We start from the raw sequence: 23,356 nt of genomic DNA, 5'->3' as shown, positions 1-23,356 counted from the left end.
CGGATTGCCTCGCTCTTCAACATAAACCGCGTGACCGGCTTGACCTTCACCTCCAGCGTCGGATCGGAGCCCCTACCGCGCGAGCGGTTTAGTCCTTCGGCCATCTGCGGCCGTTCGTCTGTGCATTCAGATGGACATTCAAACGTCGCAATCCCCCTGGTAGCGGACATTGAGGTGCGGACTCGATCCAGCAATTCATCGGCCATCCCGGTCAATCAGGCAATCGGCGAAGCTTCCGGTGTCGAAATTCTTCTTACTGGAATGTCGAATGGGTCGAGGTCGATCCGCAGCGGAGGTCGAATGTCAGAGGACCGCCGACGTTGGTCGCGTCCAGCCCACGAGGTAGATTTTAGCAATTGGCCGATCCGTAGTCCTGCAATGTCGGCTGTGTCGGAACGCGCCGACAACCATTCGATGGTCGAAACGCCCGTCTGGCTCGCGACGCTTCATTAGCTGCCGCCTCGGTAAATATCGAGCATCAGTGCTGGGCCGCCATTTTTCTGAAAATCTTCCAGCTCGCGCATCACTTGCTCGCGTGTTTTTCCAACGGGCACGGAGGGTGCCGGTGTGACGGCCGGAACCGCGACCTCTGAAACCTGCGGGGCGTTGCCATCCGTTACCACCCCCTGCTGGTTGATCGCCGTTTGGGCGAAGCATCCGTCTGCTGTGACTCCAGCTATCATGGCAAGACAGACGGTGATCGATTGATAAAGTTTCATGAGAGTACTCCCTCGGAGTTGAAGAGATCGGCCTGTGCATCTTTCGCCGACAGCAGTCTTCGCACGAACAGAAACAGGTTCGGCTCGGTGCAACGATCAACCGATCTGGATGCACTCGACGAATGTCTTCCCAGCATTGCTGTCATATTCATTGTTGGTCAGGCGAAACGCCGTCACAACGCACATGCGTAGGCGACGGACCCGCAACGCCGACGAAAGATGTATGCATTCCCGTTGGCCGATCCCGGTGACATATCAGCTAGTTGCCTTCAATGATGGTGGAGCGCCTTGCTGAACCTTCCAGTGCAGGCAAGGACATATCCCGTTGTTGATACATTTGTGGCTGATGGTAGAAATGGCGACCTGTTATTCTGTTTTTATCTGGTTACGCACGAAGGCGTTGCGCACCCATGACCACCGGCGCCGCTTTCACTGGCATGTGCCGTCGTACTCCGTTAGCCACGTTCGGTGGGGACCTGTCTAACCCGCGGTGCGCCGATACAGCCTGTCGACGCCGCGCACTATCCGCCCACGGCGGCTTTCCTGATCAAGCAGCCTTATGAGATTGTCAGGCTTCCTGGTACGCAAGTTTGGCTCGGCGGCTGTGGAGCGTGCGTTCCGTATGGACTATGCGCGTCGCTACGCGAGCCAACGCAGGCTGGCCGGCGCCAGCCTCATACTGATATGGACCGCGGTTGTTATCCGTGATTGGTTGCTGCTGAACACGCTTGATCCCAGCATCCTCTTCCACGTTGGCTATGTGCGACTTGCAGGTGCCTTGGGTATGGCCCTGCCGCTATGGTTGATGTGGGGACCACGCGCCTTTGACGAACGCTGGGCCGTCAGATTACTTTGCGTAGTGACGCTGAGCTGCTGGTTCGCCCTATTGGGGTTGGTGAACGTTTACCCGCCAGTCCGGGTCGGACAGGAGATTTTCCCCGGCTTTTTTGTTGTCCTTTTCCTGATATTCACGATATTCCGACTTCGTACAATCACGGCAGCATGGTTAGTCGGGCTATGCGTTGTAACCTACCATCTTATAGAACTGCTCCAATACATCTGGGGTATTCCCACACCGTGGTCTCACTGGTTTACCACTGGGGCTATGGTGTTGATGATGTATTTCGTTGGTATTGGCGTCTGCATTCAGTTTGAATTCGCTGCCCGGCGCGAATTTGTGTTCCGGCGGACGTTGCGCGCAGCCAAGGCACGCGTTGAAGCCGCGTCCCGCGTAGTCAAGCAACAAAATGAACGCATGAGAGAAGTCGTCAGAGAGAAGGAGCGATTCTTTTCATCGGCCTACCACGACATCCAGCAGCCTCTCGCCGCGATCAACCTCTTTATCCGTAGCGCGCGGATAAAACTCGAAGATGAACACGCCGCAAGCCATGATCTCGACGTCATCGAGGAAACGGCACGCGACCTCCTCGACATGTTCAAGGACATTCAGGACTATAGCGAACTGGGCTCATACGTCCCGCACCTGGCGCCAGTCGATACGCAGACCGTGCTTATGGAGGTCTTCGAGCAATACCTCGAGCTGGCGAGATCGCGGGGCATCGAGTTGAGAATCAGCCTGCGTCGGCGCTCCCCGCCGCCTATTGAAAGTGACCACGCTTTGTTCAAACGGGCACTATCCAATTTCATGTCGAATGCGATCAAATACACCTCCGTGGGGGGCATCGTTGTCGGCTGGGTGGAGATCGGGGAACGGCTTCGCATAGACGTGTGGGACACAGGTGTCGGCATATCGCCCGCGCATCGGGATGTGATATTCGCCGAGTACTATCAGATTGACAACCCTGGCCGCGACCGGTCGAAAGGCCTCGGACTTGGGTTGTCTATCGTCAGTCGGGTTGTCGGGATTCTACCGAAGCACAGTATGCGTTTCTGGTCGGTCAAAGGGCGCGGGTCACGCTTCTCCCTGTACGCTCCGATATCGCAATTAGCACCGGTCATCGTGACGGAAGATCAAGCGAACGCCGCATGCACGTCCATCCTTAACGGCAGATACATCCTGCTTTGCGACGACGAACCGATCGTTCTCGAGGGCCTGCGGCGACTGTTCCTCAGTGCTGGCGCACTGGTGGATTCTGCCGGGTCAATGAAGGGATTCGAAGCGATACTGGCCGAGGACGGTCGAGCGCCAGATGTCATCATCACCGATATCCGGCTACGGGACGGGCCGAACGGCATCGAGGTCGCCGAACGGATCAGGCAGCATTTCGCCTGGGCGGGCGTGCTTCCCGTCGCGTTCATCACCGGCGAACTGGTGTCGCCTCGCGCACTTCGCGATTTCGTCGAGCCGTTTGTGCTATTACGGAAGTCTTCCACGCCAGAAAGCACGCTCGCTGAAGTCAGTCGGCTCGTTGCCGACCGACCGCCGACAGGGTTCGGTCACGTGCGGGATCCGTGAGTGGCGCGAGCCACGTTCGGTGGGGACCTGTCTAACCCGTGGTGCGCCGATAAAGCCTCTCGATGTCGCGCACTATCCGCCCACGGTGGCTTTCCGGATCAAGCAGGCTATGAGATCGTCAGGCTTCGTAGTACGCAAGTTCAGGTCGGCGGCGATGGAGCGTGCGTTCCGTATGGACTATGCGCGTCGCTACGCGGGCCAACGCAGGCTGGCCGGCGCCAGCCTCATACTGATATGGATCGCGTTTGTTTGGCGTGATTGGTGGCTGCTGAACATGCTTGATCCCAGCATCCTCCTTCACGTTGGCTATGTGCGACTCGCAGGTGCCGTGGGTATGGCCCTGCCGTTATGGTTGATGTGGGGACCACGCGCCTTTGACGAGCGCCGGTCCGTCAGATTACTTTCCGTAGTCATACTGAGTTGTTGGTTCGCCCAATTGGAGTTGATGAACGTTTACCCGGCGAGATGGGTCTTCGAGGAAACTTTCCCCGAATATTTTCTTATCATGTTCGTGATATTCACATCGTTCCGACTCCGCGCAATTACAGCAGCGTGGTTGGTCGGCCTATGCGTTGTAACCTTCCGCGTTGCTATTTACCTCTGGCTACGGAGTAATGTTTCCACGCCGAGGTTTCACTGGGTTTCCTGGGTTTCCCGTGGGAATACCGTGTCTCTCATGTATCTCGCCGGCATTGTCGTCTGCATTCAGTTTGAACTCGCCGCCCGGCGCGAATTTGTGTTCCGGCGGACGTTGCGCGCAGCCAAGGCACGAGTCGACGCCGCTTCCCGCGTGATCAAGCAACAAAATGAACGCATGAGAGAAGTCGTCAGAGAGAAGGAGCGGTTCTTTTCGTCGGCCTACCACGATATCCAGCAGCCTCTCGCCGCAATTAACCTCTTTATCCGTAGCGCACGGATAAAACTCGAAGGTGAACACGCCGCAAGCTATGATCTCGACGTCATCGAGGAAACGGCACGTGACCTCCTCGACATGTTCAAGGATATTCAGGACTATAGCGAACTGGGCTCATACGTCCCGCACCTGGCGCCAGTCGATACGCAGACCGTGCTTATGGAGGTCTTCGAGCAATACCTTGAACCGGCAAGGTCCCGAGGCATAGAATTCAGAATCAGCGAGCGTCGGCGCCACCCTCCACCCATTGAAAGCGACCGCTCCCTGTTCAAGCGGGCATTGTCCAATCTTGTATCGAATGCGATCAAGAACACCTCCGCGGGGGGAGTCGTAATCGGCTGGGTGCTGATTGGGGAACGGCTTCGCATAGACGTGTGGGACACAGGTGTCGGCATCTCGCCCGCGCATCGGGATGCGATATTCGCCGAGTACTATCAGATTAACAATCCTGGCCGCGACCGGTCGAAAGGCCTTGGACTTGGGCTGTCTATCGTCAATCGGGTTGTCGGAATTCTGCCGAAGCACAGCATGCGTTTCTGGTCGGTCGAAGGGCGTGGGTCACGTTTTTCCCTGTACGCTCCGATATCGAAAATGATACCTGTCGTCGAGACGGACGATCGAACGGACGGCAAGTGCACATCCATCCTTAAGGGCAAATACATCCTGCTTTGCGACGACGAACCGACCGTTCTCGAGGGCCTGCGCCGACTGTTCCTCAGTGCTGGCGCACTGGTGGATACCGCCGGGTCAATGGAGGGATTCGAAGCGATTCTCGCCGACGATGGCCGCGCACCCGACATCATTGTCGCCGATATCCGGCTGCGCGACGGGCCGACTGGCATTGAGGTTGCCGAGCGGATCAGGCGGCATTTCGCCTGGGCGGGCGCGCTTCCCGTCGCATTCATCACTGGCGAACTGGTGTCTCCGCATGCACTTCGCGATTTTGCCGAGCCGTTCGTGCTGTTGCGGAAGTCTTCCGCGCCGGAAAGCACGCTCGCTGAAGTCAGTCGGTTCGTTGCTGCCCAACGGCCGACGGGCTTCGATCATGTGCGGGATCCGTGACTGGCGGGACGCCGAGTTTGATCCCTTTATCCGCCAGCATGACGATGAGTTCCGTACGGCGCCGCAGATTGAAATGCGCGAGCAAATGACTGACGTATTTTCGCACCGTAACGTCTTCGAGCCCCATTCTCAGCGCAATCGCCTTGGACGGAAGCCCGCGCACCAGCCACGCCAACGTTTCGAACTCTCTCGGAGTGAGTCCCAGCTCGGATGCGCTGCTCATTTCCGAGTTACGGCTCGGCTGTGCGTTCCCAGGCACACTTACCGGAGCCTCGTCCGTGCCCATGTCACGCCTGAGTCTCGCGATGCTGGCGGCGGGCAGGAACACGCCCCCGGCAAGCACTGCGCTTATCGCTGCATGAAGCGCTTCAGGAGGTGACGACTTGGGCACGTATCCCATGGCGCGAAGTTCGATGCACCGACTGATGCTTTCCACGCTCTCATCGGCCGATATCACGATCACCGGTAACGACGGGCGCGACTCCTTCAGTTTGGCAAGCGCGCCGCAACCGTGGCCATCGGGAAGATCGAGATCGAGAAATACGATGTTCAGGAGCTCGCCAACCGCGTGCTTCACGCCTTGAGACAACGTGCTCGCGTGCAGCAACTCGATGTTCGGAAAGAGCTCTCTCAGCAGCAGCGCCAATCCGGCTCTGAACAGCTCGTGATCATCGACGATCAGTACGCGCATTTCATCGTCCCCCAGGACCGCTTTCGAGGCGAGCTGCAGTTACACAGCCGACGATGCTACATCCGTAGCAGTCGTCCGCTGTGTTCAACACGAATAGTACACGCAGGGCCCCTACGCCACGGACAGTGGCGGCTGACCCATGTGGCGTTGCCTCAAAAGTGGCGGTCTTCGCCCGTCACTCGACACCCACCGCCTGACCTGATGGGCGAACGGCCGGAGGACCTTGAAAGAAGCCGTTTAGGTCGCGCGAGAGCAGGGGGCCGCCCCGGGTCGACTTCTGCCAAATGCGGCCCGATCGACGACGTGGCATCTCGGGGTCCGCGTCCGGAAACGACCATTCGACCACCGATGATGCACGTCGCGTCCCCTCGCCTGTTCCCGACATTCGGGCAATGACTTCGTTGAGGCGGCTTGCGATACGCACGAACACTTTGTGCAGTATCAACCACTGTGGCAAAAGCTGACCGACGATACGGGATATATGGCGTGGACAATCCACAAGGAGGTCGCATTCCAGCGTAGCGTTCCTGCAACGTTCGACAGGTTCACTCACACGGACAATATCGACGCGCTCTTCAACTACATCGAGGGCGACATATGGCTTCTCGATCAGCTCGGGGGATACTACGGCACCCTGAAGAGGTTGCAGGTAGGACAGCCGAAGCTTGCAGAGACGTTCTTGGCCGATATGAAACACGTCTCTGTGGTCCTTTACCCACTGCGAGTAGAAAGCTCAAGCTTGCAGGGATACTCGAGAGATGAACGGCCGCTTTGGGGTAGCTTGAAAGGCCGAAGTGGGTCGTCATCCGCCGTACGTCCCTCGGATGCCAGCGATACTCAATTTTCGAAATGAAGCGGCGGCGCGCGAAGCGGGACACGCAGCGCGTTGACCTCCGACGTGACGTGCGGGGCGCCCCTCGCGCGCCCCGACTCCTTCAGGAAGGTCCGGAACTCGTACGATTTTCCTTCGTGTTCAAAAATCGCCACGCCATCCCTTTTGGCTTTGGCACGGAACCGGATATGGTCGCCTGCCGGCAAGCCGTAGGCCTTGAATCCCGCGTACACGGATTGATGTTCCGTTGTGACGCCGTCACAGGCCACCGTGCAGGTATGGAGTGTCTTGCGCGCTGCGCGAACGGCGTCGTCAGCCCAAGTCCGGGTGGTGGCTTCGCCCCGGGCGCTGTGTGTGTCAGGTTTTCTTCTGTCATCCATGTCTGGCCCCGTGCAGTGCAGGCAGCACTGTACCGCAGCCGGACGTAGGAGCGGGGCGCCAGGCGCCCCTTCGTTGCGCTGCGCCGGCCGCACTCAGGCGATGCGGAACACCGCCGCAGTCTCGCGCAGTCGCTGGGCCTGCTCGTCGAGCGCAGCGGCCGCTTCCTCGACGAGCGACGCATTCTGCTCGGTGGCGCGGTCCAGCTGTGCGCTTCCATGGGTACCAATGATGGGGACCGCCACCCACTCTGAGAAGCCGGTATATTGCGATGCGAGACATCCCTCTCAGAGATAGATAAAGGCTTATATGCTCGACGGCGTATCCCTCGACCAGCTCAGAACATTCATCGCTGCGGTGGACGAAGGAAGCTTCTCCGCGGCGGCTCGACGCTTGAACCGCGTGCAGTCCGCAGTCAGTGGCTGGGTGAGTGCTTTGGAGGAGCAGATCGGCATCACACTATTCGACAGGTCAGGGCGTTTCCCAAAACTAACGCCTGAAGGCGTGCTCCTTCTTGCGGATGCGCGGGCCATCGTCTCGGGTGTTGACACCCTCAAAGCTCGGGCAAAGCTCATGGCCTCGGGAGTCGAGGCCGAGCTCTCCGTGGTGTTCGATGTCTTCTTTCCCACTGCCGCCATCAGCGAGGCAGCCAGAGCGTTCGCCAAGCGCTTCCCGTTGACGCCGTTACGGATCTTCGTGGAGGGTTTGGGTGCTGGGTATCAGCCGGTACTGGAGGGGCGCTGCACGTTGGGCATCCTCGCCTCACTCCCAATGGACTTCCCGTCGCTGGCTGTCGACCGCCTCGGCACCGTCCCGTTGGTGATGGTTGCTGCGCGTGGCCACCCGCTTGCAAACTTCGAGGGCCATATCCCCAAGAAGGAACTCTCCAAGCACGTGCAACTGGTCTTGACCGATCGTTCACAGCTGCTCGCTGGCCGCGACTACGGGGTCCTATCGTCTACGACCTGGCGCTTGGCCGATCTGTCCACGAAATATGCGTTGCTCAAGGACTGTGTCGGCTGGGGAGGGATGCCTCTTCACATGGTGGAGAAAGACATCGCCTCCGGTGACCTGGTCGCCCTTGACGTCGATGGTGTCCCGCGCGCTGGAACCATGCTGACCATTTCTGCCGTCTACCCAGCCGCAGCGCCTCCTGGTCCCGCCGGCCGCTGGCTCGTTGAGCATCTGAAAGACTGGTCGAGCGCAAAAGAATCGCCTGAACCCGCAAAACTCTAGCGCTAGGCAGCGGCCTTAACCGAAAGTCATTCGACCTCGCGAGCCAGAAGGTAGACCACAAAGCCCGTCTTGCCGTCATCGTGCCACGACTGCACACTGCTCCACCCCGCGGCATGTGCCATCCTGACGAAATCCGAGCGCGAATACTTGTAGCGTTTTCCGTACGGATGGTTTCACCGGCCGCAAACTCAAATTCACAGCCGCTCATCCTCACCTCTTGCGCACGCTGACTGGCGAGATGCATCTCTATGCGACTGAGCACCGGGTCGTACCGAACAAGGTGGCGAAACTCGCGTCGGTCGAAGTCGCCTCCCAGTTCGCGATTGACGCGATCCAAAAGGTTGAGATTGAACTCCGCGGTGACACCAGAGGCATCGTCGTAGGCCGGGATCAGAAGGGCCGGATCTTGGGTAGTGTCGATGCCGAGGAGCAGCCGCGAATGGGAACCGAGCACATGCCAAGATGCCCGAGTAGTTCGATGGCAGCCTTCGGCGTGAAATTGCCGAGCGTCGAGCCCGGAAAGAAGCCGAGGTTTCCTGCGGCGTCGAACGAAGCCGTGAGCGAAAATGCCGCGTACAGATAAGTGCACATGAGGCAGTGCTCGATTTCGGCGGCCTCGGCAAGCATGGTGATCAGCTGGTCGCGGTGGGTTGCAGGCTGCAAGTGGTCCTCTGAGGTAATTGAATTCGAGCGATACAGGTGCTTGCGGATCCATGTCACGGTCAGCAGGACTGCAGAAAAGCAAGCAGACCACCCGTTGGCGTGCCGAGCGTCCGGTGACCGCGTGCAAGTTGGCGCCGTGAAGCTTGCCGAACGGCTGCGCAAAGTCCGTTAACGAGAGACGCGTCAAACCTGTGAACAACGAGAAGTTTGATGTGCACGGAACGCTGTTGGCGCCGCAGAAGGCGGTGCCGCCTTTCAAAGCGTTCGCTCGGCCATGAACCGGGTGGTATCGGTCTGCACGGGCAAACACCAGGCCCAGTGGCCATCAGGAACGGCCGCTTGCCCGCGAGTTCCGCCGCGCCTGCTCCGCTTATTGCCGCGCCTCAGCGGCCCGCTGACAGCACCGCAGTGGGGTAGGTCGGCTGTCACCCTTAGCCGACTCAAGACGGCGATGGTGGCCCGCCCCGCGGAGCGGTGGTATCGGGAAATCAGCATTTTTGGGTCACGCTTGGTCTGCACAGACCGGTGCGGCGGCGCCCTGGAGAAGCCAAACGAGTACTCGCGGCTATCGACGCCGCGTGTCTGCTCGCGCGTTCCGCCGCGCACGCTCGTCCGACACTCGCGGCTCGGATGCTCGCGCGAGTGCTTGCGTGTCAACGTACTCCCGGATGTTCGTCACCTTGCCATTTCGAACGGTCATGGCAAAGACGAAATAATCTTCGAACGGCCTATTCGTGGCCTTCACTTTTCCCCTAGCGAGGCCAGTCATCAACACTCGGTCTCCCTGCGCGACGAATTCTGGAGGCTCGGGGAATGACGTTTCCAGACCGGAGGCCTTCTGGAGCAAATCCTCCAGTCCGGCATGCCCGCGATGCGTCCCGGCCAAGGCCCAACCCTCGCCCGGAACGATCCACTCGATATCTTCGGCGCACAACGACAGCAGACGTCGTCTATCGCCGCTGCCCGTTGCTGCAAAGAAGTCTTTGACGACTTGGACGTTCTCTTCGATGCTCATCGAAAGCTCTCCATTTTCTGACCTATTCGAATGCTTATGGACCGGCGGCTGAGGACGCAGTGTTGTCGCTTCGAACATCGCAAATCGCCCCCTGCTTGGGCCATGATTGGGATCCGGGGATGACCTTGTTGCCGAACTCGTTCACCAGGGAAGCGAGCGATTCCGCGCCTCGCGTGTTCGCGACGCCCAGCTCGATGCCGCTGCGCGAAAACCGGCGGGCTAGCGCCATGCCGATGCTGCCCGATCCGATGACGGAATACTTCATGATCAGATCCGTTGGTTGGTAGAGACCTGGCCCCAAGCGGTAAGGGCCGCGATGTCCTCGGAAGCACGCGCAAGTGCCGCGTCCTTGGCCTCAGGCCCGATAGCCAGACCCTCGCATCAAGTTGTTTGCACCCAGTGGCGAGCTCGACATTAAGTGGGCGGCGGGACGCGTTAGGGCTTCACAAACCGATAGGCGAAGCGATCGGTCTCACCCTTGATCGAGGGGTCGAACACCTTGCTCGAGTGCGGATCGTCCTTGTTGGCGAGAACGGTGCTTTCCGCGTCCAGTACGAAGCCTGCCGCTTCCACCTCCTCGCGCACGGACACAGGGTCAATCCGATGCAGCGACTGGGCGTTGCTCATGCCCACCCCGGCGGCGGTGGCGTGATCGACGATGACATAGTACCCACCGGACTTCAGTCGCTCGTAGACGGCTCGGTTGAACTCCGCCGCCGTCGCGCCTTTGGCCTGCATAAGCGCAGTGTGGAGGTCGTGGTAGAACAGGTGCAGCCACAGGACATCAGCCGGTCGAGTGGCCTGCGGCATCGCCACGAGGTCCGCCGAAACGACCTCGACGTTCTCTCGGCCCGGCTCCTTCGCAAGCGTCCGCATGAGGCCGACCGGATCGTTCTTGAAGTGGGCGACTTCGGCCGGCACGAAGCTGTAGACCCGTCCTTCGGGTCCCACGACGTCTGAAAAGAGACGGCTCCAGTCGCCGTCGCCCGGGTAGACGTCGATGACGGTGGCGCCCGCATCGACGCGTGAGAAACGGATCAACTCCGCTAGCTTGGATTGGTCGTACATGGGATATCCTTCACGGTAGAGAATTCGATGAGCGTATGACGTGCAAGGCATCGGTCCACGGCTCATTCGCCATAGACCGCGAAGAATGCCGCTAAGGCCGGCGCTGCGCAGGCGCGGACGCGTTCCTCTGAGCCCGCGCCAGCGCCTGCATGTCAATGTACTCCGGGATGTTCGTGATCTTGCCGTCCAGGACGGCAGTGGCAAAGACGAAATGGTCATCGGCACCTCCTCGGAGGCCATCTGATATGCGGCCCCCACCCAAGCGCGTCCGCGATGCGTTCCGCCCAACGGCCAATCGCTGCCGGGGATGATCCACTCGATGTCTTCGGCAACCAGTGTCAACATGCTGTCCCTATCGCACGGCTGATCGCGACGAAGAGATTCCTCACGGTCTGGACGTTCTTTTCGGCGCTCATAGCATCGCCTTTGTTTTCTTTTCCATTTCCGCGGTCGGATCGCGCTCGATCGGTCGCATATGTCGTGTCGCTACCAATGAGAACGGCGTGCCCGTAAGTCCAGCCACAGGACCGCGTCGGGTCAGCCCTGCGCCATGCCCCCATCGACGGGAAGATCGATACCGGTGATGTAAGAACTTTCATCAGAGGCGAGGAACGTGACTGCTGCAGCGATTTCCTCGGGCATGCCCCTGCGGCCCATTGGGATCTGCGTGGTGAACTGTGCGACTGCTTGCTCGGCCTGTTCAGCGGTAAGGCCCGTCGTAGTCGCCAAGGCCGGGGTGTCGATTGCTCCGGGGCTCATACAATTCACGCGGATCTTGCGGTCTTTCAATTCCAAGGCCCAGCCGCGCGCGAAGTTGCGCACAGCCGCCTTACTCGCGGCGTAAGCAGTAAATCCTGGAAGCCCGAGCACGTTCGAGACCGAAGAGTTCAGGATAATCGAACCGCCGTCTTTGAAGAGGGGAAGGGCCTTCTGCACCGTAAAGAACATTCCCTTCACGTTCACGTCGAAGGTCTGGTCAAAATGGGCCTCACTAGCTACCGCGAGCGGTGCGATTGTCCCTGCGCCCGCGTTCGCGAAGAGAATGTCGATGTGACCATGTTTCTCTTTCACGACAGCAAAGAGGCGATCCAGATCTTCCAAGCGCGACACATCGCCCACGACCGTCGTAACGTTTTTCTTAATGAGCGTGGCGGCCTCTTTCAGCTCTTTCTCTCGGCGCCCAGTAATTACGACATGCGCACCTTCATCCACGAAGCGCTTGGCTGTGGCCAAGCCAATCCCACTGCTTCCGCCCGTGACGACTGCAATCTTGCCTTCTAAGTTTTTCATGATCTTTCATCCTTTCGTAATTGAAAAGCGGGGTCCCGCGACTGGCGGAGCCGAAGTCCAGCAACGGGACGACGACCCAAGCTCCCCGCTAGAAGCGCGAGAGCTTGCAGATCGGCCCGCTGGCCGAACACGAATGGTAGGAGCGCACCGGCCTCCTGAGAAGACGACATATTGAGATGCAATCCATCTCTTCCGTAGATGGACGCCACTTACGGGCCCGATAAACTTCATGCGCTGACTGTGACGGCGGCTCTGCGGACGAGACCGCAACGAACTGCAAGTGATCTCTCTCGCGTTGTCGACGGCAAGGATATCCAGCGCAGTCTCGATCTCTGGCATCGGCTCGGACACGTGCGCTGGCAGATGAAAGATCTGGGTCCGTGTGTCGGCTCGGCCCGCGCGATGACGACCGCCCCGTCCTACAGGCGATTTCCACGAGGCGCTCCCTGCAGGGCAGCCACGGGCGCCGGGCCGCCCGGCGAATTTGCAGTATCCGTCAGCGGAATCCGTTGGCGTAGTTACCCGTGGCTAGATGTCGACGATTTTTCGCAGTAAGGCGTAGGAAACACGCCAGTGACCATCGGTTGGCGTGTATTCGCATCGCTGCCGCAGCGAGCGTCTTCGATGACCTGCATGAGTCCCTCGCAGGAGAACGGCTTCTGCAGATAGACATCGAAGAGCCGGGGAATGTCTCCCTGACTGACAGCGTCTCAAGCGAGACTCTTCTAGCCGCTGTGTTGGAAAAAATAGCTGATGACGCGCACGGGCATCAGTAGCGACTCACGAGCCAATTGGACTCGGATGTCGATTCGGGAGGATTCGAGCGGATTCGGCGAGCTACGGCGGGCGCACCGGTGGATGTATGGCATCGCGCATCAGCTCCGGGCAAGTGCCGCGAAACCCACTTCCCCTTGCGGCTGCCTATTCGCGTTGGAAGCTTCGACCGGATTCTAAGCCTCGAGGACATCGTACAAACACGGGATACGTAGACGGACCGCATGTGTCGCGATCTAACCCACAGCGCCAGACGGAGAGTTGGATCCGACCCACCGGTCCAGCGCGCACGTCTGTCTACGAATTCGCACTGATCGTCATTAAAAATCTAATATTTTCAACTGGTTGTGCAATCGCTTACCGCCGCGCCACAGTTTGGCACGCACTTTGCCTTAATCATCATCGAGGAGTGGCGACACCCTCAAAACAAGCTCTGACATTCCCTGTCTGACGAATTTGCCCTTGGAGAATCGAAATGAACACGCTGGTAATCAAAGACATCCCCGTAGCCGTTGAGATGACTCGTACTGCAATGACCGCCGTCAGCGGTGGCACGTTGCCGCAGCAGATCGTGAACATCATCCAGGCCGTTAACGACTATGCAAATGACTCTCCTGTCCAGCACAGTTTTACTGGCAGTGGGACTTCTGTGACGTACTAACAGAAACACGGTGATTTCGTAGCTCAAGGCCCCTCCAACAAGGGGCCTCTTTGAATTCGCTTCCGGTGACTTTATCTGCGCTGCCCCGATACCGACGGTTCCGCTTCAACTCGACGGGTTGTTGTGAGCGTCAGCATTCTTTCTAAGGGCACTACGACCGTTTTCTTGATCACGATCTATGAGGTACTAGGCTTCCGGTTCCTCACCAAGCGTGCTCAACTTTTTCCTCGCAGTTCCGTCACACCCGGAACATCAAGCCTTCCACTTCATAACTGGCATTCGGTGCGCGCGAGCCCGCTGCCCGACTTCCTTGATGATTCGGAACCGCTTAACCGATGCAATTCTCGCAGGGTCTTTTCGTCTTTGAACTATAAGTGCTGGCCGGGCGCCCGGCCAGCACGATGCTGACCGCTACACCTGGGAGGACCGCAAATGCATGCCACTGCTCCATTACAGGCGACCAAACCAGAGGCGGCCGCCCGACTACTTGAGCTCATCCAGATGCGGCTCATTTCAGAAGCGATTCACGTTGTGGCGGCACTGGGAATTGCCGATTTGCTCGCCGATGGGCCCAGAAGCATCGAACAACTGGCTGAGACGGCCGGTGCCAGCGCGCCGTCTCTTGGCCGCACAATGCGAGCGCTGTCGAGCTTTTCGAGCACTGCGTGAAGACGGGTGAAAGCGCCAGCCAGAAACTCTCCGGCAGCATCAACTGTTTCGATTGGCTACTGAGCAACCCCGAGCTGGCGAAACTCTTTAACGCGACGATGACCGCGTTCTCGGCCCTTCATATGACCGGGGTGCTGGAAGCATATGATTTTTCTCCGGCCGCAGAAGTCATCGACGTGGGTGGAGGGCATGGAAGGATCATTACCGACATCCTGAAGCGAAATCCGGGCATGCACGGCAAACTATTCGATCTGCCTCACGCCTTCGCTGGCGGCCAAAGCACAATTGCCCAAGCTGGATTGGAAGGCCGCTGTGAGGTCATTTCGGGCGATTTCTTTACCAGCGTTCCTGCCGGAGGAAATACCTACCTTCTCTCCCGGGTAATCCACGATTGGGATGACGAACAGGCAACCGCAATCCTGAAGATCGTCCGTCAAGCCATCGCTGCTGACGGTAAATTGGTCTTGCTGGAAACGATGTTGCGCCCGGCCGGGAAGACCGTCTATCCCGAACTCTCCGACCTGAACATGCTTCTTATGACGGGGGGATGCGAGCGCACCGAGGCGCAATATCGTGCGCTATACCGCGCTGCTGGGTTCGAGTTGACCCAAACGGTCGAAACAGATTCGCCCACGGGAACCACCGTGATCGAGGGTAAGCCGACCTAGGATTCTCCCGCGTTTCGAACGAAGTGGGGAAGTCTACAAGCGGCTCAACCACCCCGTCTCACTTCGATCTGTAAGCCTTCGCCGCAGCAATGACGTCGGCCTGGTTGAAGTTGTTGATCTCGTCGATAAGGTCATTGGTGATGAGTTCGTTCGCCGGGACCTTCTCCTTGGTCACGGCCCACTTCTGCATGAAGTCTGAATACGCCGAGTAGTTCTTCTCGGAACTCTCGCCCCATTTGGATACTCCGGACTTCTCGAGCTTCAGATTCGCGATGCGTGCTCCAAGCGTCTTTACCGCTTCGTGTAGCGCTGTCGCTTCATCAATACCTGTCGGCTTGGTCTCGGGGTAGATCTCCCAGAGAATACGAATTGCCGCTTCCGGATTCGCGATGGTGAACACTGTACCCTTTGCGAAGCCTTGAGCAAGTGCAACGGCTTGCTTGCGATTAGTGCGCAAGGTCTCGTCGAGAGCAAGGAACCCATTCGATGGGAAACCCTCGATCTCTTTAGTGGAAAGCAGCCGAAGTTTGACGCCCGCATTTTCTACCACCGCGTACTGCGTGTCGTACTGGCTCAAGGCGTCGATCTGGCCTGCGCGCAAAAGCGCGACCGTTTGCGCTCCTTCTCCGGTTACGACGAGATGGATGTCCTGATCTGGATCGAGCCCTGCATTGGCTGCGAGCGCCCGCGCGACAACGACGCCCGCTGAACTCATCGAGATGACGCCGATACTCTTGTTCTTCAAGTCGGCGATCTTCGTGATCGAGCTGCCCTGAGGGACTGCAATACCGTAAATGTTGCCCTGGTAGGCCGTATAAAAGATCTTCGCTTTCACTCCTTGCTGACGGATGATGGCGAGTGGCTCGACCGAGGGGAGCGAGTAGGGAATTTCTTTCGTCGCGACGAGCTTGACGCAGTCGGTCGAACCTCCGATTGGTACGAGCTCGACCTTGATCCCGTCCCTCGCGTACCAGCCCATCTTCATTGCAACGGCGAAGGGGGCGGCGCCGACGCCGATTGTGCGCACGCAGAAGCCTACCCGCACGAGGGTCTGGGCGTTGGCGTCAAGCCAGGCAGTGCTCAGTAAATAGGCCGCTGCAGCAAACAGGTAGAAGCGCTTCATTGGATTTCTCCCTCGGCCGGCACATCGCGAACCCTGTCCTGTGACGTGTCCCAAAACAGGAGCCGCTTGCGGATGACGATGATGATGGTGTGAAGGAATAGCCCCAGCAGGGACAGGACGATGAGAACCGAGAACTGTCCGGCGACGTCCATCGTGTAAGTCATGCTCATGATGAGGACACCGAGTCCTCTCTGCGCACCGACGAACTCCGCGACAATGGCTCCGATCAGTGACAGCATCATGGCAATTTCGAAGCCCGCGAAAATGAATGGCATTGCGCCTGGCATGCGCAGCATCCTGAAGATCTGGATTTCCGAAGCGTCGAGCGAGCGCATGAGGGCAATACGATCCTCATCGGCAGACCGGAGGCCAACAATGGTATTGACCATGAGGGGAAAGAACGCTGTCAGGCCAGCCTGGGCGATCTTGGAGGTCAGTCCCAGACCGAACCAGATAATGATGAGAGGCGCTAACGCCACCTTCGGCATAGCCTGGAACATGAGAATGAAAGGATAGAGAAAGTATTCACAGCGCCGGCTCAGTGCAATGAGCGTGCCGAGCACAAGCGCCACAATGGAACCTCCCACGAAACCGAGCAGCGTCTCGGTGAGAGTGATCCACAGGTGGCGTATGTAGAGCATTGATGCAATGCCGTGGTACAGGGCGACGCAGACTTTCGACGGAGCCGGCACGATATAGGCGGGGATTTCGAAGAGGCGAACCGCACCCTCCCAGGCCGCGAGCACAGCGAGCACGAGAAGCAGTCGCAGCAGCGATCTGGGCGGGCGGCTCATAGTGCGAGCTCGCCTGTAGCTTTGAAATGCTCCCGAATCCGTTTCACATGCCGGCCAAAATCAGGCGTCGTCATGACATCGAGGCTGCGTGGCCGGGCTAGGTCGACGGCGACGTCATCGACAATGCGTCCGGGGCGCGGCGTCATCACCAGCACGCGGTCTGCCAGGAAGACCGCCTCGGGGATCGAGTGCGTGATAAAAAGTACGGTCTCCTTCCGATCAAGCCAGACATGCTGCAACTGCAGGTTCATCTGCTCCCGGGTCATCGCATCCAGCGCGCCAAATGGCTCGTCCATAAACAGCATGGTTGGGTCGTGAATAAGCGCTCGCACCATGGCCGCACGTTGCTGCATGCCGCCAGAAAGCTCCTGCGGAAAGCGATTTTCGAATCCCTGGAGACCGACGAGGGAGAGCAGGTTCATCGCGCGCGCCTTGAGCTTGTCACGGCCAAGACGCTGCACGTCGACAGGAAGCAGGACGTTGTCGAGTACCGTACGCCATGGAAACAGGACTGGCGATTGAAAGACGACGCCAATGTCCCGGCGCGGCCCGGCGATCGCAATGCCGCCGAGCCGAGCCTCTCCCTGTGAAGCTGGAATTAGCCCGACCAGTATCTTGAGGAGCGTGGACTTGCCGCAACCCGAGGGGCCGACAATGGCAACGAATTGCCCTTTTTCGATCGCGAAGTGAATGTCCTGCAATGCGACGACCGGGTCGACCTGCGTCCCGTAGACCTTCCTGAGGCTATTCACCGCGATGAGTTCCATGACGGTACTAGGTGCGATCAGGTACGTTGTTCAGGCCGCCCCAATTTTTATGGAAGCAGTTACCCGTGCTTCAATTCTGGTCTCAAGTCCGCGACACCATCGCCTGGCGGAGGGGCTACCCGTTAGGGTCCGATACCTGATAGATTCTAGGCGATATAACCGGATCGGCACCCGCTAAAAAAAGGAAACGCACCATGGCGAACCCGCGAACGCTTGACGAACAAATTGCCGAGAGCATCCGTCGTAGTCAGGAAAGCGGCGAACTGCAAACCGCAAAGGAGGGGAAAGCGCACGACCTACGTGGACGGCTACCAAGAAACGCCGGAAGAGTATCGGATGGCGTTCAAGGCCTTGAAGGACTCTGGATACGTGCCAGCCGAGGTCGAGATGATGAAAACGCTCACGGATATGCGAGCCCGGTTATCCACAATCGACCCATCGAGTAGCGAGGCCCTGACGTTGAAGCAGGAAATCGTTGATCTGCAACTGAAGGTGTCGGTACGGCTCGAGAGCATTGCTCGTGGCGGCTAGTCCTAGCTAAGCGCACCCAGCAAACCGTTCGGCCAACCGCTCCCGCTCGAACGCCTCGACAACGAAGTCAACAAACATTCGTGTTTTCGCCGGCAGCAGCGCTCGCGTCGCGTAGTAGAGCGAAATCGCCCCGGCGTCCGCATACCAGTGCGGTAGCAATCGCACGAGTTCCCCCCGTTCGATCGACGACAGCACGTCTGACACGGACAGCAGCGCCACGCCCAGTCCGAGAGTCGCCGCTTCACGCATCGCTGCCGGGTCGTTGACCATGATGGTCTCGCTGAGCCGTGCGGGCATCTCGTCGCCCACCGTGTCGCGCATCGTCCTGTGAAGCACGCGGCCAGTGCGGCTCGAGCGCATCACAATGCCGTCGAGTTCTGCAAGACCTCCGGGATCGCTCGGTGACACGCGGCCGGCCATGTACGCGGGGGACGCCACCGCCACGAGATGCGCAGGCGCCAATGCTCGCGACACGACGCCCGGTGCGAGATCGAACCCACCACCTAGCGCCGCATCGTATCCCTCAGCAATCAGGTCGACCTGTCGGTTCTCGAAGTGCCAATCCGGACGAACCATCGGATAGCGCGCGAGGAACGCCGGCAGCAGCGGCATGACGTACGTGATGCCGAAGGTCGGCGCCATGCTGACTTTCAGCACGCCAGCCGGTTCGCTGCGATCGGTCGAGACCGACGCGATCGCTGCCTGCAGCGCGTCCAGATTGCCGCCAATTTCCACTAGAAAGCGCTCTCCCGCCTCGGTCAGCGTGAGCTTGCGCGTCGAGCGTTGGAACAGTCGCACGCCGAGATTGCGTTCTAGCAGCGCAACGTTCCGGCTGACCGCAGCGGGCGTCAGCGCAAGACGCCGTGCGGCCGCGGAGAAGCTGCCCGTTTCGGCGCTGCGCACGAACGACTCGAGGTTGGCGAGGGTTTCCATGTGGCAATCTTAAAGCATTGCTTGAAAATAATTCAAGCAATTACCGGCTAATCATCGAGCAATTAAGTTGGCAACATCCAGTCATCAGCCTTGGGGAGTGGACGTCACATGTCCTTCCCCTTGCCGGCACAGACGTCGGCGGCTTTATCACCTGATTCACTCGATCCATCACCCTTCACCAGGAGCATCGTTATGAGCACCATCGGCATCATCGGAGCAGGCGCCATTGGGTCCGCGTTCGCGAGAGCGCTGGCCGGCAAAGGCCTCAAAGCCATCATCGCGAACAGCCGTGGCCCGGAATCGCTCGCGGAGCTCGCGCGCGAACTCGGCCCCTCAATCACGCCGGGAACGCGCGGACAGGCGGCCGCGCAGGACATCGTCCTCGTCGCAGTGAACTGGACGAAGCTGCCGTCCGCTCTAGCCGGGCTGCCGGACTTCGGCGGACGCATCGTGATTGACACGAACAACCCGATCGAGCCGCCGACGTTCGCACCTGCTGAATTGCATGGCCGGAGCTCGAGTGAAGTATTCGCGGACCTCGTGCCGGGTGCACGCGTGGTGAAGGCGTTTAATCATCTACCGGCACACCTGCTCTCCGACGATCCACTGGCCGAAGGCGGGCACCGCGTGTTGTTCTTCGCGGGAGACGACGCGTCAGCGAAATTGGCTGTGAGCGGACTGATCGAGCAGCTCGGCTTCTTCGGCATCGATCTGGGTCCGCTCGTAGGCGGGGGGAAGCTAATTCAAATCCCGGGCGGCCCGTTGCCGGTGTTCAATCTCGTCAAGTTCGGCTAGTTTGGATAGCCGATGGTCCTGAATGCCGTTCTATGACAGGGAGTGCCCAAGCTCCCTCGTCACCCTCTAGACCTCCCCATCACTCCCTTCGCCCTCCAGTATCCCTACGCCAAGCGATGCCTTTGGCAGCGCGCAGGCAGAGGAAATAATGCAGTGGTATGGTGGCGCCTCGTTCTCAGGACGGGGCTGCACGCGCCTGAGGCAAAGCGTTTTCATCACGAACCCGATGGCGCGGGTGGATTAGTACGGCAATCCGCACCAATTCAATCATTGTCCGTTAAGGGCAAACAAATCTATGTTGGTAGAAAGCAATCTGCCGGCGGGTACCCCCGCACCGGAGAAGAGTGATTCGTCGTCTCTACGTCAATGGCTTTCAGTCGGCGCCGTGGCGATCGGCGCATTTGCGTTTGTGACCACGGAATTTCTGCCGGTCGGTTTACTGCCGCATGTCGCCAAGGAACTGGATGTCTTGCCAGGCACGGCCGGTCTGATGGTCACCACGCCGGGCGTCATTGCCGCGCTCTCCGCTCCGGGGCTCATGCTGGGCGCGGGGCGCATGGACCGTCGACACGTCTTCCTGTTGCTGACGGCTCTGTTGCTGGCGTCCAATCTGTTGTCGGCATTCGCACCTAATTTCGCCGTCATGCTGGTGGGCCGAGCGCTGCTTGGCGCGGCATTGGGCGGCTTCTGGACTCTCGCGACAGCCGCGGCGGGCCGGCTTGTGCAACCCAAAGACGCAGCCAAGGCAACCGCGATGATCCTGACGGGAGTGACATGCGCCACCGTGATCGGCGTGCCTCTCGGCACGTTCATCGCCGGCTTCTCTTCCTGGCGCTTTTCGTTCATGGCCACCGGTGTGCTGGTTGCCATCGCGCTGGTCGCGCAACTGCTGCTGGTCCCGTCGCTGCCCTCGAGCGCTGCGCTGCGCTTTTCGGACCTGATCGAGCTGATACGGCGTCCTTATGCGCGCCGGAGCATGCTGATGGTGGGACTCGTATTCGGCGCCCACTTCTGTTCCTATACCTACATCACGCCGTTTCTGCTGCATGACGCGAGCTTCGGCATGTCGACCATTACCTGGTTGTTGCTAGGGTTCGGCGTGATTGGTTTCTTCTCCAATTTCGCCGTTTCGAGCACAGTCGACCGGAGCATCAAGGCGTCGGTCGCGACGATGGTGTCGCTGATGATGTTCGCGCTTTTGTCGATGCCTTTGTTGCGGCACTCGCAGCTGGCGGTTACGGTTGATGTGCTCGCATGGGGTATTTCGTTCGGCGCGCTGCCACTCTGTTTCAGCGTGTGGATTCAGCGCGCGACGCCTGATCTGCCGGAGGCGGGTTCGGCGCTATTCGTGAGCATCATTCAGGTCGCTATTGCGGTGGGGTCGCTGGTCGGTGGGACGATTGTCGATTCGATCGGCATTCCGCCTGATTTCCTGCTCGGCGGTGCGCTTGCGCTGCTCGGCCTTGCTGCCCTGGCCAGCTTCGGAAGAAGCACGGTGGCGCAGGCCGACCGTGAGTGTCTGGCGACGCCGGAATGATTAAGCGGCTGTCCCTCGCTGCTGACGCCGAACGAGGGGCGGCCGGTGGATCCACGTAGAGAGGTCTTGGATGATTCCACTCCACAGCAATCCAGCTTTCTATCAGCTCCTGGCCGACAGCTACGCCAAACTGCTTGGACATCCCCTGGTACCGCAGGCCATGCCCGCGGTCGAAGCTAGCGAATGGCTCTATGAGAGCGCACCGTTCGCGGTACTTGCGCACAACACCGATCCCGACCCGCTCTTTATTTACGGCAACAAGGCGGCGCAGCGCCGTTTTGAATATAGCTGGGATGAAATCACCCGACTGCCGTCCCGGCTCTCAGCTGAGGCCCTGAATCGCGAGGAGCGCCAGCAGTTCCTCGCACGCGTACAGCGGTTCGGCTATGAGGCTGGCTACAAAGGCGTGCGTATCACCAAGTCAGGCCAGCGTTTCATGATCGAGGAAGCAACACTGTGGCAACTTCTCGACGCGAACGGCAAACTGCACGGCCAGGCGGTTGTCATCCCGCACACGCGCGACATCTGATCGCCAGGTCCCTCACCACATATTGCTTTTGTCCTGAACCGAGCACCGTCGGCCTTCCCGGCTTCATTGGTCGCGCATTCATTCTGCGCCGCTTATAGTTTGCGAATTGCGGGGATAACCTTGTCCCCCAGAAGTTCTATCATCGCAGCGATTTTTGCAAATGGCATTCCCCCGATATCAATCTGTGCGACGAGCCTGTCCATCCCGGTAAGCTCATGAAGCAGGGAAATTTTGTCGATGATTTCGGCCGGACTTCCGACAAACGGCCCGCTGTCTTTAGTAATTGAGCGATTGAAATCCTCGCGCGGAATTCTTGGTCTGGGGGACTTTGAGGGAGTCGATTCGACCCAGTACTGACTATAGTGAGGATAGAAATCGTCGCGAGCTGCCTGTGATGTCTCGGCAATGTGAAGATGTCCATTCACGGCGACTCGCAAGGTTTGGGCGTGCCCGGCCTCCCGTCCGACGGCGCGATAGAGCGCCGCAAGCTGGGCCGCTCTGCCATATGGGCCGCCCAGCACGGCAAGGGCCATGGGTAAGCCCAGGCGGCCGGCGCGGACTGCGCTGTCCGGAGAGCCGCCTACCGCAATCCAAAGCGGAATCGTGGGTTGCAGAGCACGCGGCGCAATCTCTGCGTCATTCAAGGGGGCCCGGAAGCGACCCTTCCAGGTAACGCGCCCGGACTTATTTAGCAGGTCAAAAAGCGCCAGCTTTTCGTCGAACAATGCGTCGTAATCCTGAAGGTCGTAGCCAAACAGGGGGAATGGCTCACTGAAAACCCCGCGCCCTGCAATGATTTCGGCGCGGCCGCCCGACACCAGATCGAGCGTCGCGAATTCTTCATAAACGCGCACTGGATCAGCCGTGCTGAGAACCGTTACGGCGCTCGTCAGGCGAATGGTGCTTGTCGAAGCGGCGATGGCAGCTAGAACGACACTCGGCACCGATACGGCAAAATCGAGTCGGTGATGTTCACCAACCCCAAAGATGTCGAGGCCCGCTTGCTCCGCGAGTTTCGCCGCCGCAATGGTCTCTTTGATCCGGGTATGTGCGTCGACTCTTCGACCATTGGGACCAACGGTCGAGAGGTCTGAAAGTGTGTAAAGTCCAATCTGCATTTTGAGTACCTGAAATTCAATATCCTATGAGTCGGTGTCGTATGTAAGCTGTTGCGGAGTCACCGGCTCACAGTCTTCGCCGGTGCCTCCATTTCGTTCTGCTCGATAATCTTCGCGATCTCCGCATCGGCCTGTTCGCCGTACTGCGCAAACACATCGGTGTGATAGGTCGTG

25 protein-coding genes and 1 pseudogene are annotated in these 23,356 nt (G+C 59.1%); 10 read left to right on the top strand and 16 right to left on the bottom strand.

The window, feature by feature from the left end; translation table 11 throughout:
• Positions 1-449: 449 nt before the first annotated feature.
• Complete coding sequence (locus P3T40_RS43550; protein ID WP_429273856.1) at positions 450-719, bottom strand: hypothetical protein; 270 nt, start codon at positions 717-719, stop codon at positions 450-452.
• Between the two features lie 622 nt (positions 720-1,341).
• Here P3T40_RS43550 and P3T40_RS43545 point away from each other — a divergent pair.
• Together P3T40_RS43545 and P3T40_RS43540 are read left to right on the top strand one after the other, a co-directional pair.
• Positions 1,342-3,135, top strand: coding sequence for a hybrid sensor histidine kinase/response regulator (locus P3T40_RS43545; protein WP_429273855.1), 1,794 nt, complete (start codon positions 1,342-1,344; stop codon positions 3,133-3,135).
• 172 nt (positions 3,136-3,307) lie between these two features.
• On the top strand, positions 3,308-5,110 hold the full coding sequence (locus tag P3T40_RS43540; protein ID WP_429273854.1) for a hybrid sensor histidine kinase/response regulator: 1,803 nt from the start codon (positions 3,308-3,310) through the stop codon (positions 5,108-5,110).
• On the opposite strand, the gene P3T40_RS43535 is transcribed toward P3T40_RS43540, so the two are convergent.
• From P3T40_RS43535 to P3T40_RS43520, 4 genes are all read right to left on the bottom strand, one after another.
• Positions 5,052-5,801 carry a response regulator gene (locus tag P3T40_RS43535; protein WP_429273853.1) on the bottom strand — a complete coding sequence of 250 codons (750 nt, stop codon included), beginning with the start codon at positions 5,799-5,801 and terminating at the stop codon, positions 5,052-5,054. The two genes, P3T40_RS43540 and P3T40_RS43535, sit on opposite strands and share 59 nt — an antisense overlap.
• A 175-nt stretch (positions 5,802-5,976) precedes the next feature.
• Entirely contained in the window at positions 5,977-6,498 is a 522-nt protein-coding gene (locus tag P3T40_RS43530) for a hypothetical protein (RefSeq protein ID WP_429273852.1), read from the bottom strand.
• Between the two features lie 140 nt (positions 6,499-6,638).
• Positions 6,639-7,013 (bottom strand): hypothetical protein, encoded by a 375-nt coding sequence (locus tag P3T40_RS43525; protein WP_429273851.1) that lies wholly within the window; start codon positions 7,011-7,013, stop codon positions 6,639-6,641.
• Between the two features lie 93 nt (positions 7,014-7,106).
• Positions 7,107-7,256 carry a hypothetical protein gene (locus tag P3T40_RS43520; RefSeq protein WP_429273850.1) on the bottom strand — a complete coding sequence of 50 codons (150 nt, stop codon included), beginning with the start codon at positions 7,254-7,256 and terminating at the stop codon, positions 7,107-7,109.
• Positions 7,257-7,320: 64 nt separating this feature from the next.
• On the opposite strand from P3T40_RS43520, the gene P3T40_RS43515 reads away from it, so the two are divergent.
• A complete protein-coding gene (locus tag P3T40_RS43515) occupies positions 7,321-8,247 on the top strand; it encodes a LysR family transcriptional regulator (RefSeq protein WP_429273849.1) in 927 nt (308 codons plus the stop codon).
• A gap of 211 nt (positions 8,248-8,458) precedes the next feature.
• Here P3T40_RS43515 and P3T40_RS43510 read toward each other — a convergent pair.
• From P3T40_RS43510 to P3T40_RS43485, 6 genes and pseudogenes are all read right to left on the bottom strand, one after another.
• A pseudogene (locus P3T40_RS43510) lies at positions 8,459-8,701 on the bottom strand (L-histidine N(alpha)-methyltransferase); the annotation flags it as partial.
• Positions 8,638-8,910: a hypothetical protein gene (locus tag P3T40_RS43505; RefSeq protein ID WP_429273848.1), complete on the bottom strand. Its 273-nt coding sequence runs from the start codon at positions 8,908-8,910 to the stop codon at positions 8,638-8,640. The gene P3T40_RS43505 and the pseudogene P3T40_RS43510, both read right to left, overlap by 64 nt.
• 565 nt (positions 8,911-9,475) lie before the next feature.
• The gene (locus P3T40_RS43500; RefSeq protein ID WP_429273847.1) at positions 9,476-9,925 is read right to left on the bottom strand and encodes a nuclear transport factor 2 family protein; all 450 of its coding nucleotides are present in this window, start codon (positions 9,923-9,925) and stop codon (positions 9,476-9,478) included.
• 34 nt (positions 9,926-9,959) lie between these two features.
• Complete coding sequence (locus tag P3T40_RS43495) at positions 9,960-10,190, bottom strand: NAD(P)-binding domain-containing protein (protein WP_429273846.1); 231 nt, start codon at positions 10,188-10,190, stop codon at positions 9,960-9,962.
• A gap of 170 nt (positions 10,191-10,360) precedes the next feature.
• Positions 10,361-10,993, bottom strand: a complete 633-nt coding sequence (locus tag P3T40_RS43490; protein WP_429273845.1) for a class I SAM-dependent methyltransferase — start codon at positions 10,991-10,993, stop codon at positions 10,361-10,363.
• Between the two features lie 537 nt (positions 10,994-11,530).
• Positions 11,531-12,283, bottom strand: coding sequence for an SDR family NAD(P)-dependent oxidoreductase (locus P3T40_RS43485; RefSeq protein WP_074268590.1), 753 nt, complete (start codon positions 12,281-12,283; stop codon positions 11,531-11,533).
• A gap of 1,249 nt (positions 12,284-13,532) precedes the next feature.
• Between P3T40_RS43485 and P3T40_RS43480 the strand changes: the two genes are divergently transcribed.
• From P3T40_RS43480 to P3T40_RS43470, 3 genes are all read left to right on the top strand, one after another.
• A complete protein-coding gene (locus tag P3T40_RS43480; protein ID WP_429273844.1) occupies positions 13,533-13,718 on the top strand; it encodes a hypothetical protein in 186 nt (61 codons plus the stop codon).
• A gap of 432 nt (positions 13,719-14,150) precedes the next feature.
• Complete coding sequence (locus P3T40_RS43475) at positions 14,151-14,387, top strand: methyltransferase family protein (protein ID WP_429273843.1); 237 nt, start codon at positions 14,151-14,153, stop codon at positions 14,385-14,387.
• Entirely contained in the window at positions 14,384-15,055 is a 672-nt protein-coding gene (locus P3T40_RS43470; protein ID WP_429273842.1) for a methyltransferase, read from the top strand. Before P3T40_RS43475 ends, P3T40_RS43470 begins: the two co-directional genes overlap by 4 nt.
• A gap of 58 nt (positions 15,056-15,113) precedes the next feature.
• On the opposite strand, the gene P3T40_RS43465 is transcribed toward P3T40_RS43470, so the two are convergent.
• Genes P3T40_RS43465 through P3T40_RS43455 form a run of 3 tightly spaced genes read right to left on the bottom strand, consistent with a single transcriptional unit; the run spans position 15,114 to position 17,739 of the window.
• Complete coding sequence (locus tag P3T40_RS43465; protein ID WP_429273841.1) at positions 15,114-16,178, bottom strand: ABC transporter substrate-binding protein; 1,065 nt, start codon at positions 16,176-16,178, stop codon at positions 15,114-15,116.
• Positions 16,175-16,972 carry an ABC transporter permease gene (locus tag P3T40_RS43460; protein WP_429273840.1) on the bottom strand — a complete coding sequence of 266 codons (798 nt, stop codon included), beginning with the start codon at positions 16,970-16,972 and terminating at the stop codon, positions 16,175-16,177. Before P3T40_RS43460 ends, P3T40_RS43465 begins: the two co-directional genes overlap by 4 nt.
• The gene (locus P3T40_RS43455) at positions 16,969-17,739 is read right to left on the bottom strand and encodes an ABC transporter ATP-binding protein (protein WP_429273839.1); all 771 of its coding nucleotides are present in this window, start codon (positions 17,737-17,739) and stop codon (positions 16,969-16,971) included. The genes P3T40_RS43460 and P3T40_RS43455 overlap by 4 nt, the downstream gene beginning before the upstream one ends.
• Positions 17,740-18,039: 300 nt before the next feature.
• On the opposite strand from P3T40_RS43455, the gene P3T40_RS43450 reads away from it, so the two are divergent.
• The gene (locus tag P3T40_RS43450; protein WP_429273838.1) at positions 18,040-18,270 is read left to right on the top strand and encodes a hypothetical protein; all 231 of its coding nucleotides are present in this window, start codon (positions 18,040-18,042) and stop codon (positions 18,268-18,270) included.
• Positions 18,271-18,276: 6 nt separating this feature from the next.
• Here P3T40_RS43450 and P3T40_RS43445 read toward each other — a convergent pair whose 3' ends face one another.
• Entirely contained in the window at positions 18,277-19,203 is a 927-nt protein-coding gene (locus P3T40_RS43445) for a LysR substrate-binding domain-containing protein (RefSeq protein WP_429273837.1), read from the bottom strand.
• Between the two features lie 192 nt (positions 19,204-19,395).
• On the opposite strand from P3T40_RS43445, the gene P3T40_RS43440 reads away from it, so the two are divergent.
• From P3T40_RS43440 to P3T40_RS43430, 3 genes are all read left to right on the top strand, one after another.
• Positions 19,396-19,998: an NADPH-dependent F420 reductase gene (locus P3T40_RS43440; protein WP_429273836.1), complete on the top strand. Its 603-nt coding sequence runs from the start codon at positions 19,396-19,398 to the stop codon at positions 19,996-19,998.
• A 295-nt stretch (positions 19,999-20,293) separates the two neighbouring features.
• Positions 20,294-21,535: an MFS transporter gene (locus P3T40_RS43435; protein ID WP_429273835.1), complete on the top strand. Its 1,242-nt coding sequence runs from the start codon at positions 20,294-20,296 to the stop codon at positions 21,533-21,535.
• Positions 21,536-21,605: 70 nt separating this feature from the next.
• Entirely contained in the window at positions 21,606-22,064 is a 459-nt protein-coding gene (locus P3T40_RS43430) for an MEKHLA domain-containing protein (RefSeq protein WP_429273834.1), read from the top strand.
• 92 nt (positions 22,065-22,156) lie between these two features.
• Here P3T40_RS43430 and P3T40_RS43425 read toward each other — a convergent pair whose 3' ends face one another.
• Positions 22,157-23,182 (bottom strand): LLM class flavin-dependent oxidoreductase, encoded by a 1,026-nt coding sequence (locus P3T40_RS43425; RefSeq protein WP_429273833.1) that lies wholly within the window; start codon positions 23,180-23,182, stop codon positions 22,157-22,159.
• Positions 23,183-23,356: the final 174 nt, after the last annotated feature.

This window comes from Paraburkholderia sp. EB58, assembly GCF_050436665.1.
GTDB lineage: Bacteria > Pseudomonadota > Gammaproteobacteria > Burkholderiales > Burkholderiaceae > Paraburkholderia.
This window is presented reverse-complemented; position numbering and strand designations above follow the sequence as displayed.

Excerpts from the sequence above, each read along its gene's own strand:
- P3T40_RS43455 (WP_429273839.1), bottom strand. The coding sequence starts at position 17,739 with ATGGAACTCATCGCGGTGAATAGCCTCAGGAAGGTCTACGGGACGCAG.
- P3T40_RS43550 (WP_429273856.1), bottom strand. The coding sequence starts at position 719 with ATGAAACTTTATCAATCGATCACCGTCTGTCTTGCCATGATAGCTGGA.
- P3T40_RS43540 (WP_429273854.1), top strand. The coding sequence starts at position 3,308 with ATGGACTATGCGCGTCGCTACGCGGGCCAACGCAGGCTGGCCGGCGCC.
- P3T40_RS43445 (WP_429273837.1), bottom strand. The coding sequence starts at position 19,203 with ATGGAAACCCTCGCCAACCTCGAGTCGTTCGTGCGCAGCGCCGAAACG.
- P3T40_RS43495 (WP_429273846.1), bottom strand. The coding sequence starts at position 10,190 with ATGAAGTATTCCGTCATCGGATCGGGCAGCATCGGCATGGCGCTAGCC.
- P3T40_RS43430 (WP_429273834.1), top strand. The coding sequence starts at position 21,606 with ATGATTCCACTCCACAGCAATCCAGCTTTCTATCAGCTCCTGGCCGAC.
- P3T40_RS43425 (WP_429273833.1), bottom strand. The coding sequence starts at position 23,182 with ATGCAGATTGGACTTTACACACTTTCAGACCTCTCGACCGTTGGTCCC.
- P3T40_RS43440 (WP_429273836.1), top strand. The coding sequence starts at position 19,396 with ATGAGCACCATCGGCATCATCGGAGCAGGCGCCATTGGGTCCGCGTTC.
- P3T40_RS43475 (WP_429273843.1), top strand. The coding sequence starts at position 14,151 with ATGCATGCCACTGCTCCATTACAGGCGACCAAACCAGAGGCGGCCGCC.
- P3T40_RS43480 (WP_429273844.1), top strand. The coding sequence starts at position 13,533 with ATGAACACGCTGGTAATCAAAGACATCCCCGTAGCCGTTGAGATGACT.
- P3T40_RS43515 (WP_429273849.1), top strand. The coding sequence starts at position 7,321 with ATGCTCGACGGCGTATCCCTCGACCAGCTCAGAACATTCATCGCTGCG.
- P3T40_RS43435 (WP_429273835.1), top strand. The coding sequence starts at position 20,294 with ATGTTGGTAGAAAGCAATCTGCCGGCGGGTACCCCCGCACCGGAGAAG.
- P3T40_RS43525 (WP_429273851.1), bottom strand. The coding sequence starts at position 7,013 with ATGGATGACAGAAGAAAACCTGACACACACAGCGCCCGGGGCGAAGCC.
- P3T40_RS43465 (WP_429273841.1), bottom strand. The coding sequence starts at position 16,178 with ATGAAGCGCTTCTACCTGTTTGCTGCAGCGGCCTATTTACTGAGCACT.
- P3T40_RS43545 (WP_429273855.1), top strand. The coding sequence starts at position 1,342 with ATGGACTATGCGCGTCGCTACGCGAGCCAACGCAGGCTGGCCGGCGCC.
- P3T40_RS43500 (WP_429273847.1), bottom strand. The coding sequence starts at position 9,925 with ATGAGCATCGAAGAGAACGTCCAAGTCGTCAAAGACTTCTTTGCAGCA.
- P3T40_RS43460 (WP_429273840.1), bottom strand. The coding sequence starts at position 16,972 with ATGAGCCGCCCGCCCAGATCGCTGCTGCGACTGCTTCTCGTGCTCGCT.
- P3T40_RS43485 (WP_074268590.1), bottom strand. The coding sequence starts at position 12,283 with ATGAAAAACTTAGAAGGCAAGATTGCAGTCGTCACGGGCGGAAGCAGT.
- P3T40_RS43535 (WP_429273853.1), bottom strand. The coding sequence starts at position 5,801 with ATGCGCGTACTGATCGTCGATGATCACGAGCTGTTCAGAGCCGGATTG.
- P3T40_RS43490 (WP_429273845.1), bottom strand. The coding sequence starts at position 10,993 with ATGTACGACCAATCCAAGCTAGCGGAGTTGATCCGTTTCTCACGCGTC.